We start from the raw sequence: 10,074 nt of genomic DNA, 5'->3' as shown, positions 1-10,074 counted from the left end.
CCTGTTCCATTTCGCCGAGATGAGCGAGTTCCTGCTGGCCCAGCTTGGGGTCTTCGGACCCATCACACTCGGCGTCCTCATCACCGTCTTCTGGCTGACGCTTGGCCGTTTCTTCCGGGTCGATGCCGACCAGCGCCTGCTGGTGCTGTATTCGGTCCCGCCCCTGGTCGTGGTTGCCCTGCAGGCTTTCATATCGCGCGCGCATGCCAATTGGGCCGCAGCGACCTATGTCGCCGGAACCCTTCTCGTCATCGGCTTTTTGTTGCGCGGCGCAACATGGCGCCGCTGGGCCCTTTTCGGCTCGATCGGCCTGCACAGTGCGCTGGGCCTTTTGGTGGTTGCCGTGGCGGGCAGTCCGGCCCTCGTCGAGGTGATGGGCCTTGGCGACGCGACCAAGCGCATCCGGGCCTGGGACGAAACCGCCGACGCCATCGTCGAGGCGGCCAATGCCGATGATTACGCGGTGATTGTCTTTGATGACCGCAATGCCTTCCACCAGATGCAGCGCTATGCGCCGGAGCTTGAAGGGCGCATGGCAATGTGGCTGCGTCTCGCCGGACCGGCCAATCACGCCGAGGATGTCTGGCCGCTGTCCGAGGACCAGGACGGTCGTCTCCTGATCGTCTCGAACCGGCCGCGCGAAGTTGCGCGCCTGCGCGAGGATTTCATCCAGTTCGAACCGGTCGGTGAGCTCGCCATCGAACTGGATGACGGCTTTACGCGCGACTTCAGCCTGTGGACCGCGCAGGGCCATCAGCGAGTTGCACGCGACGAAGCCTACGAAATTCGCTGGCGGGAGCATGACGAGGCCGACACAACGACCCCGTTACGCGGCTATAGCGGCGAGGACGAGTAGGCGCCCTCCGGCAGATCCAGCGCCAGGGCGAGATTCTGCATCGCCTGCACGGCGGCACCCTTGAGCAGATTGTCCAGCGCCGAGACGACGACCAGTTTGCGGCCGCTCTCGTCGAGTGCGAATCCACCAATGACCGCCCCCGGCTGGAGCGCGCCATCGCGGACCTCGGGAATCCGGTCGAGCACGTCGACCAGCGCCTCGCCGGTATAGGTCCGCCGATATAGCGCCTCGATCTCGGCGAGGCTCGCCGGCGTTTCCAGTGAGAGATGGGTCGTCGCAACAATGCCGCGGAAGAAGGCGGCAACGTGCGGGGTGAAACGCACCTCCTGTCCCATATGCCGGGTCATCTCGCGCTCGTGCAGATGGCCGCTCAGCGCGTAAGGCATGAGATTATCGGCCAGAGCCGCAGGGTCATTCTTCCTAGAGGGCGTGGTCCCGGCTCCGGAATAGCCTGAGACGCCGAAGACATGCGCATCACCGGCGAGCCGACCGCGCAGTGGCGCGATCGCCAGCTGGCCGGCCGTCGCATAACAGCCCGGATTGGCAATCCGCTTCGCGCCCGCCAGGGCCTCGCGGCCATGGATTTCCGGCAGGCCATAGGTCCAGTTTTCGTCGAAGCGGTAATCCGCCGACAGATCGACAATCAGGGTTTCGTCGGCAAGGGCTGCGACGAAGGGCGCCGCAGCGCCATTGGGCAGGGCGAGGATGACGGCATCGACATCGCGCGCAGCAATGTCGGCCGGGGTCAGCGCCTCGAACGCCAGGTCCGTCGCAATCTCGGGCGCCATCTCCGCCACGCCGCGACCGGCCCATTCACGCGAACTGGCAAATGCGAGCTCGAGATCGTCCCGGTCCGCGATCAGGCGGAGAAGTTCTCGTCCGGTATGGCCGCGCGCGCCCACCAGACCGATACGCCGGGCGCTCATTGCGGTGCCTCGAGCGTCGGTGCCAGGGCAAAGGCCTTCTCGACGAGATCGGCCATCTGCGACGCCGGCATCTCGCCACGCCAGAATACCGTCCACTCATCGCGCCGGATCGCCCCGTCGCATTCCTCGAAATAGAAGGCATTGACCGGATTGCTGGTCCGCGACCGCCAGATCAGCTGTGGCGCATACTCCACCAGACGATTCCACACCGTTCGGCCCAGCCCTTCACCGCGCGCCTCGTCGAGGACGGCAAACTTGTCCAGATAGACCCAGCCATCCAGCCGCGTCGTGATCGCCGCTGCGCGGTAACTCTCGGTGACGAAGGCCTTGTCCACGACCAGCTGATCCCAGTATCCGGCGACCGCGGAGCGTCCGAAGGCGGCCGTGACCAGCGCATCCATCCGGTCCAGATCGAGCGCCGCCTTGTCGTCGGCAGAGACGATCCGTTCGCCGCGACGGATCAGCGTGCCGGCACCGGCATGGGTGAAGAGCTCGCGCGCCAGCTCGGCCGGGCGGGTGATCGAGACTGAGGAGGAGAGCGGGAGATCGTCGAGCAGGCGCTTGATCTCCTCCAGCTTCAGTCGCATCCCGCCATTGACCCAGCCTGCCTGCATCAAATCCGCGAAATCGGTGGCCAGATTGATCGAGGACAGGATGTCGCCATCAGAATCGAGAAGACCGCCCGTACCGGTCAGGAAGACGACCTTGTAAGGCTGCAGGGCGTGCACGAGCGCGCGCACGGCCACATCCGCATTGATATTGACCAGCTTGCCATCCGGCGTCTCACCGAGACAGGCGAGGATCGCGGCCTGACCGGCGCGGGCCGCCGACCCGACCAGATCCAGATGGATACGGCGCGGTTCGCCGACACGGCCCAGGCGGGCCTCGTCGACAATATCCGCCTCGAACACGCCGCGTGGCACCGCCGCGGCACGGCCGCCGGCGTCACGGATCGCATCGACCAGGGTCAAATTGGCCTGGGTCAGCGTGTCACGAATGATCGGAATGGCTTCGTCGCGGGTTACCCGCAGCCCGTCGACGCGCTCGGTCGGGATATCAGCATCCGACAGGGCAGCATCCAGCTGCGGACCGCCACCATGCACCACGACCGGGGTCAGCCCGACCGTTTGCAGGAAGGCGAGCGCCGAGGCGAGGCCTTCGAGATCGTCCTGGATCACCGCACCGCCGACCTTGATGACGGCGAAACGTTCCTGGTCGATACCGGAGAAACGGTGAAGGTATTCGCGGATCTCCTTGCCGTCGCGCATATGCGACAGCAATTGGACGATCGTCTGCCGGACGCCCGGACCATTCGTCGTCATTCCACCCCTCCTGCCTGCTTGGCGAGGGCTTCCATCACCGCCATCTGGACCGGCAGGCGATTGGCCGCCTCCTCGATCCCCATGAAGGCCGGGCTGTCGACCACGGCGTCGGCGATTTTCACATTGCGCCGCATCGGCAGGCAGTGGCTGACGGCCGCATTATTGGTCAGCGCCATTTTCTCGGGCGTGATCATGAAATCCGCCCCTTTGGCGCGGAAGGGCGCTTCCTCGCCCCAATTGCCATAGAAGGGCAGCGCGCCCCAGCTCTTGGCATAGACCACGTCGGCGCCGTCATAGGCCGCCTCGACATCCGTGGTCAGGCTCACCGAGCCGCCACCCTCGGACGTAAAACGCTCGGCCGCCGACATGTAACGCTCGTCCAGTCGATAGACCTCGTCCGGCACCAGGATACGGACATTGGCGCCGAATTTGGAGGCGATCAGCAGGGAGGAGTTTGCCACCGCCGTATTGAGCGGCTTGGGGTGGGGAACCCAGGTCAGGAGATAATTCTTGCCCGCGATCGGACCCATACGCTCCTGCAGGGCCAGCATGTGCGCCAGTTCCTGACAGGGGTGGACGATCGTCTCCATATTGATGACCGGCACGGTCGCATGCCTGGCGAAGGCCTCGATCATCGGGTCCTCGCGCTCGGACTGCCAATCCTTGAATTGCGGGAAGCAGCGAATGGCGATCAGGTCGACATAGGTGGACAGGACACGTGCGGCCTCGCGGACATGTTCTTCCTCATCGCCATCCATGATGGCGCCCTCACCGAATTCCAGCGGCCAGGTCGCGCCCTTGGCATCGAGCACGATGGCGTGGCCGCCGAGACGATGGGTGCCAATATCAAAGGAGGACCGGGTGCGCAGGGACGGATTGAAGAAGACAAGGGCGACCGACTTGCCTTCGAGCGATCGGCTCACCGCCCCGGACTTGAAGACGCTGGCTCGGTCGAGCAGGCCCTGAAGTTCGTTGCGGGTCCAATCTGCGGTCGAAAGGAAATGGCGCATGTCCTGTCCTTCTGGCGGGTTGAGGGGTGAATCTGTGCGCAGACCTAGCCGCGCGCCCGAACTCTCTAGGACATCCGTGCACGCCGCGCACGGAAAATTCCAGCATCCGCCCCCGTCACGCTTGAAGGGGGAGTGGAAATTGCCGCGCGTGTGTGGAACAAGCCGGTGATCACTGGAATTGAGGATCGCCCATGTCCGTTCTCGCCGTCATTCCCGCCCGGTACGGTTCCACCCGCTTTCCCGGCAAGCCGCTGGCGAAGATCGCCGGTCAGATGATGATCGAACGGGTCTGGCGCATTGCCGCCGCCGCCGAAGGTGTCGACCGGGTCGTTGTGGCGACCGATGACGAGCGGATCATGGACGCCGTCAGCGCTGCCGGCGGCGAAGCGGTGATGACCGACGAAGCCTGCCGCAATGGCACCGAGCGCGCCCTGGACGCGGTCCACCGCCTCAAGAGCGATGCCGAGATCATCATCAATGTGCAGGGTGATGCGCCGCTCATCCCGCCCTGGGTGATCGGCGGTGTGGCCGAGACCCTGCGTGCCGATCCGTCCCTGCAAATGGCAACGCCCGCCATCGCCCTGCCCGCCGAGACCGAGGCCCGGATGCGGGCCGACAAGGCCAATGGGTCGGCCTCGGGCACGACCGTCGTCTTCAACAAGGCGATGGATGCGATGTATTTCTCCAAGAATGTCATCCCCTTCCGCCGCAAGCCGGACGAAGGCGCGCCGACCTATCAGCATATCGGCCTGTACGGTTATCGCCGCGACACGCTCGAGCAATTGGTCGCTCTCGACCCGACCCCGTTCGAACTGACCGAGAGCCTCGAACAATTGCGGGCGCTGGAGAATGGCATCCCGATCCGCATCGTGCTGACCGATTATCGTGGTCGCTCGGCCTGGTCGGTGGACTCGCCGGACGATGCCGTGCGGGTCGAGGAGATCATCCAGCGCGAAGGGGAGATGGTTTGATGGGACGTGTCCTGCTCGCCCGCCACGGCAATACATTCGGCCCCGGCGACACGCCGGTCTGGGTTGGTGCGAAGGAAGACCTGCCCCTGGTCGAGAGCGGTGAAGCGCAGGCCCGCGCGCTGGGCGGGTCTCTGGCGGAGAAAGGTTTCGTGCCGGCCCGCCTGATCTGCGGCCCGCTCAAGCGCACGCGCCGCGCCGCGGAGATCGTTGCCGAACTGACCGGATTTGCCGGATCGATCGAAATCGACCACCGCCTGACCGAGATCGATTACGGATCCTGGGGCGGCAAGACCAATGACGAGATCGTCGCCGAATTCGGCCAGGACACACTCGATTGCTGGGACAAGCGCCATACCCGCCCGGACGGCGTCGACTGGTCACCCTCGGACGATGAGCTGAAAGCCAATGCCCTCGCCGCCTTGGCCGACGCCGCGATGACGGACGGCCTCGCCGTGCTCATCACCTCGAACGGCATCTTGCGCTACATGCATGCCGCGCTCGCCGGCTATGACGACAATGCCAAGGTCAAGACCGGCCATGTCTGCGGGGCAAGGTTTGACGGTAAGACCGGCACGCGGATCTGCTGGAATGAGGCGCCGAACACGGCCGTGATCGGCCGCTTTTTCAGCTGACCAGGCGGATCACAAACGAGGCCCGCCGCCGCTAGACCGGCTAGTTCTTCGTCGGGCGGACATAATTCGCCTGCCAGGTCGCACTCCAGTCGAGCATTGCCGGGAACAGGTCTTCGATGCGCTGGCCCGTGTCGGCGCGACGCTCGGCCAGGGCATGGGTGAAGGCCCCGAAGGCGCGAAAGCCGCGGCGGTTTTCCATGACGTTCACGACTTCCGGTCGCAGGGTTTCATAATCCGCCGCGTCCAGGCGGTCGGATGCGTAGAGCAGGAAGACCGCCCAGGTCATGTACTCGTTGAACTGCAATTCCGCCGTGGGGTACTGGCTGATGGCCTGCTGGCTGGCCCAGACTGTCGCGTCACTGAATGCGGCATTCACCTCATCGACCATTCCGGCCGAAACCGGGTTCACATAACTATGGTCCAGCTCGGTGAAGACCGAGCGGGCAAAGCGCATGCGATCGAGGACGGTGGATTGCGCCACATTGTCAGCGTCAGGCGCCTGCAACCACATCCGCTGCTCGGGCTTGTACAGCGTTGTCCAGTTGAGCCCGCCCGTCAGGGGCGACACATAGATGCGGATCGGCGCTTCGCGGGCGCTGAATTCCGCCACCAGCCAGCCGGTCATGTCTTCGGGATCGACCATTTGGCGCGTCGCGTCGATATTTGCGGAATAGAGGCTTTCCCGGGACCGGTAAAACTCACGAAACCCCGACGTCATCGCGAAGGATTCCAGCTCGCCGAGCATGGCCCGGAACCGGTCACCATCGCTGTCGCGCCACAGCGATCCACTGTCATCGACCTCGACCAGGCCACCGCTCTCGTTGAACGCATAATCCGCGGCATTCCCGGCGAATCTCGGCAGGTTGAATGCGGGCGGAAGATCCGCGATGGCCGGGAGGTCCATATAGGGTTCGAAATAGGCAGCGATGTCGGCGAAATAGTCACTGCGCCGGTTGATTTGCGCGCCGTTCTCGCGGTCTAGCTCGCTGAGTGCGGCGATGATGAATGCCAGCTCCACGGTCTCCGGCACCGCAATGACAAAGTCACTGTCAGACGCTTCCTGCGCGGAAATATTGGCCGAGGACATCAGTCCCAGAACACTCCCGATCACGACCACAAGCTTCATGACACACCCTCCAGACAGCAAGGCGTGCACCTAAGGTCGAGGCGCCTCATTCTTCCAGTTAAAGATCGGAAATCGCTTGGTAGGATTGGCAGCGCGCGCCAGCCGGCTCGCCCGTCCCAATCAGTCGCAATCGGCCAGGAAGGCCGCGAGCTCGGCCCAGGCCTCCGGCTCGGTCATGAAGGGCGCATGCCCGACATCGGGCACTTCGACCGTGCGCAGGTCCGGCTTTTGCCGCTTCATCTCGGCGACGGTCTGCGGGGTCAGCAGATCGGAAATCCCGCCGCGCACGACGAGCGTGGGAATCTCCGCGAAAGGTGTCCAGAAGCCCCACAAGTCCGGCGGCGGAGCCGTGCCGTCCATCTGCTCGACCAGCGCGCCATCATAGGCCAGGGCAATCTTTCCGTCCTCGCGTTCGACCCAGATCTTGTGCGCGAAATCATCCCAGAAGGCGACGTCGTCAGCCCGCTTGGGGAAGGCGGCGAGATTGGACTGGCGGGTGCGGGCGGCCGCGTCCTCCCAGCTGTCGACCGGGTCCCGCCCGGCGACATTCGACTTGATCCGGTCGAGCCCGACCTGGGCGATTTCCGGGCCGATATCATTGATCACCGCCGCAGCGATCCGCTCGGGCTGGAGGCTGCCAATGATGAAGGTCATCAGCCCCCCCATCGACGTGCCCACAAAGACCGCACGCGGCAGCTCGATCGACGCCATCAGTCCGAGAATGTCCGCGGCATAGGTCGGCGGCTGATAGCGCACGGCCACCGGGTCATGATCCGACAGGCCACGCCCGCGGGCCGAAACGACGATGACCCGTCGCCCCAGGGCGGCGATCATCGGCGCCAGGTCCTCGAAATCGCGGACATTGCGAGTCAGGCCATGCAGGCAGATGACCGGCAGGCCGGTTTCCTGGCCCACAGCCGGATAGTCGCGCCAGTGAATGCGCGGACCATCCGTCGTGGTGAAGTGGTGATCGGTGTAGTGCGCGTCAGTCATCAGGACGGTTCGGCCTCCGACGATGCTTCGGACTTCGGTGCCGGGGCGCTTTCCCCGTCAGCTTCCCAGTCCTTGGCCAGATAGCGCGACGCCCAGAACATGAAGAAGGCGGCGACCAGGTAGAGGCTGGCCCCGATCACGATCGAGATGCGCAGCGAGCCATCGCCGAAAGTCGGCTCCAGCACGGTCGAGATGCGGCCGAGCACATAAACCCCGCCACCAATGCCAAGCAGGTTGTTGATCAGCAGGAAGACCGAGGAGGCACTAGTGCGCATGTGCGGCGGCATCAGGTGCTGGAAGGCGGACAGGACCGGCCCCAGCCAGGCCAGACCCAGCGCGGTCGGAATGAAGAGGATGATCACCGCCATCATCGGCGACGGCGCCATGATCCCGGCCCAGTAGAGCGGCGCGCTTAGCAGGAAGGCGATCGCCGGCACGGTGGCAAAGGCCGAGCGCTTGGACTTGCCCATCAGATCGCCCATCACGCCGCCGAGGAAGATGCCGAGGCTGCCGGCGATAAAGAGGACACCGCCAAACAGCCAGCCGGTCTCGACAAGGCCGAGCTGGAAGCTGCGCGAGAAGAAGGAAGGCAGCCAGAAGAAGACGCCATAGCCCATCATCGAGGAGGCTGAAGCGCCCATGATCATCAGCCAGAAGCTGGGCTTTTCGAGCGCCAGCGACATGAAGTCCCGGAAGGCCGCGAAGAAAGCGCCCAGCAGGCCGCCGACCACGATATGACCCACAAGCCAGCCGATCGCGGCGGTCCCGAAGCCGGCGCCGCCAAGCGCGGGAACGATCCAGGCGACCAGGGCGGACAGCGGCATCAGCACGGCGAGACCGACCATCAGCATGGCCGGGCTGGTTGTCCGCGCGACCCAGCGCCCGCCCATCCAACCGGACACGGCCCCGACGAGGGCGGCGACAGCGAGGAGGGGTACGGACTGGATCGATGTCGCGCCGAAGACAAGAATATTGAAGATCGACAGCAGGCTCGGAAGCGCAAAGACAACGGCGCCCGCGATCGAGAGAATGCGGGACTTGTTGTCCGAATAGACGCCAACGACCTGCTTGTTCTCGGCCTTCTGGGTCGGGACGCTGTCGAATTGGCCACGGGTCGGCTCTTTCACGACCAGTTTGAAAATCGGAGCGAGCACGACGCCGGCAATGCCCACAATGAAGAAGGCAGAGCGCCAGTCGAGGGCGTCGGAAATACCGCCACCGGCGATCTGGGACCCGGCGATCACACCGAAGGCGCTCCCGACCGGAATACCCAGCGAATAGATGGCCAGGGCTCGCGACCTTTCGGCCGGCGGGTGATAGTCGGCGATGATCGTATAGGCCGGGGCGACACCGCCAGCCTCGCCGATCCCGACCCCGACCCGCGCCAGGAAGAGCTGGGTGAAATTCTGGGCAAAACCACTGACCGCGGTAAAGCCGCTCCAGACGGTCAGCGCGACTGTCATGATCCAGGTCCGGCTCATGCGGTCGGCAAACCAGGCAATCGGGACGCCGAGGGTGGAATAGAGGACCGCAAAGGCGATACCGCCGAGCAGGCCAAGCTGCTCATCGGTCAGGCCGAGATCTTCCTTGATCGGAATGGCGAGGATGGAAATGATCTGGCGGTCCAGGAAGTTGAACGCATAGACCAGAAACAGCAGAAGCATGACCAGGCTGCGATAGCCGGGACTGACTTTCTGGGTGGCACTGGATGCGCCGCTCCCACTTTCATTCGCCATGACATTTCCCCTCAAGGCCTGCCGGTCATTATTCGACCGTGCGATGCGTCTCTCTCCGACGACGCAAACATGAATGGTCATTCAGGTTTGGTCAAACCCGATTTCCATGCCGCGCCTGTGTGCGATACCTTGCGACACAACGCGACGAATGCACGATGTTGCACAGAAACGGGCCTGGCCCAATATTTTCTAGGGGGTTGAGATGAAACATACCGGATTTCCTGCAGCGCTGATCGGTCTCGCGGTTGCCGCTTGCTCTCCGTCAGTCGATACCGGCACGGACACGATGGCGGACACCGCGACAGACACAGCGGCATCCCATACCGAAAGCATGACGAGCGCAGCGATCAACGAAGCTGACCTGCGCCATCGCATCGCCACCCTGGCCGATGATTCCTTCGAAGGTCGCGCGCCGGCCACGCCGGGCGGGATCGCCGCCAGCCAGTGGATCGCCGACGAGATGGCCCGGATCGGCCTCGAGCCCGGTTATGAGGGCAGCTAT

Annotated in this window: 8 protein-coding genes and 2 pseudogenes; 4 read left to right on the top strand and 6 right to left on the bottom strand. The window is 64.3% G+C overall.

What is annotated here, in order from left to right; genetic code table 11:
- Positions 1 to 856: pseudogene (locus tag QZ266_RS08990) on the top strand (glycosyl transferase); the annotation flags it as partial.
- Here QZ266_RS08990 and argC read toward each other — a convergent pair.
- Genes argC through QZ266_RS08975 form a run of 3 tightly spaced genes read right to left on the bottom strand, consistent with a single transcriptional unit; the run spans position 835 to position 4,114 of the window.
- On the bottom strand, positions 835 to 1,782 hold the full coding sequence (gene argC, locus QZ266_RS08985) for an N-acetyl-gamma-glutamyl-phosphate reductase (RefSeq protein ID WP_295694181.1): 948 nt from the start codon (positions 1,780 to 1,782) through the stop codon (positions 835 to 837). The pseudogene QZ266_RS08990 and the gene argC overlap by 22 nt on opposite strands.
- Entirely contained in the window at positions 1,779 to 3,104 is a 1,326-nt protein-coding gene (locus QZ266_RS08980; protein ID WP_295694178.1) for an acetylglutamate kinase, read from the bottom strand. The genes argC and QZ266_RS08980 overlap by 4 nt, the downstream gene beginning before the upstream one ends.
- Positions 3,101 to 4,114: an N-acetylornithine carbamoyltransferase gene (locus tag QZ266_RS08975; RefSeq protein WP_295694176.1), complete on the bottom strand. Its 1,014-nt coding sequence runs from the start codon at positions 4,112 to 4,114 to the stop codon at positions 3,101 to 3,103. The genes QZ266_RS08980 and QZ266_RS08975 overlap by 4 nt, the downstream gene beginning before the upstream one ends.
- Before the next feature lie 191 nt (positions 4,115 to 4,305).
- Here QZ266_RS08975 and kdsB point away from each other — a divergent pair, with 191 nt between their 5' ends.
- Together kdsB and QZ266_RS08965 are read left to right on the top strand one after the other, a co-directional pair.
- On the top strand, positions 4,306 to 5,085 hold the full coding sequence (gene kdsB / locus QZ266_RS08970; RefSeq protein WP_295694174.1) for a 3-deoxy-manno-octulosonate cytidylyltransferase: 780 nt from the start codon (positions 4,306 to 4,308) through the stop codon (positions 5,083 to 5,085).
- Complete coding sequence (locus QZ266_RS08965; protein WP_295694170.1) at positions 5,085 to 5,717, top strand: histidine phosphatase family protein; 633 nt, start codon at positions 5,085 to 5,087, stop codon at positions 5,715 to 5,717. The genes kdsB and QZ266_RS08965 overlap by 1 nt, the downstream gene beginning before the upstream one ends.
- 40 nt (positions 5,718 to 5,757) lie before the next feature.
- On the opposite strand, the gene QZ266_RS08960 is transcribed toward QZ266_RS08965, so the two are convergent.
- The 3 genes from QZ266_RS08960 to QZ266_RS08950 form a co-directional block, all read right to left on the bottom strand.
- Positions 5,758 to 6,843 (bottom strand): DUF4932 domain-containing protein, encoded by a 1,086-nt coding sequence (locus tag QZ266_RS08960; protein ID WP_295694168.1) that lies wholly within the window; start codon positions 6,841 to 6,843, stop codon positions 5,758 to 5,760.
- Positions 6,844 to 6,963: 120 nt separating this feature from the next.
- Complete coding sequence (locus tag QZ266_RS08955) at positions 6,964 to 7,836, bottom strand: alpha/beta hydrolase (protein ID WP_295694165.1); 873 nt, start codon at positions 7,834 to 7,836, stop codon at positions 6,964 to 6,966.
- Entirely contained in the window at positions 7,836 to 9,572 is a 1,737-nt protein-coding gene (locus QZ266_RS08950; protein WP_295694162.1) for an MFS transporter, read from the bottom strand. Before QZ266_RS08950 ends, QZ266_RS08955 begins: the two co-directional genes overlap by 1 nt.
- 202 nt (positions 9,573 to 9,774) lie before the next feature.
- Here QZ266_RS08950 and QZ266_RS08945 point away from each other — a divergent pair.
- Positions 9,775 to 10,074: pseudogene (locus QZ266_RS08945) on the top strand (peptidase M28); the annotation flags it as partial.

It is taken from the genome of uncultured Maricaulis sp., assembly GCF_905480005.1.
GTDB lineage: Bacteria > Pseudomonadota > Alphaproteobacteria > Caulobacterales > Maricaulaceae > Maricaulis.
Note: the sequence above shows the minus strand (reverse complement) of the source record. Positions and strands in the feature narration are given on the sequence as shown.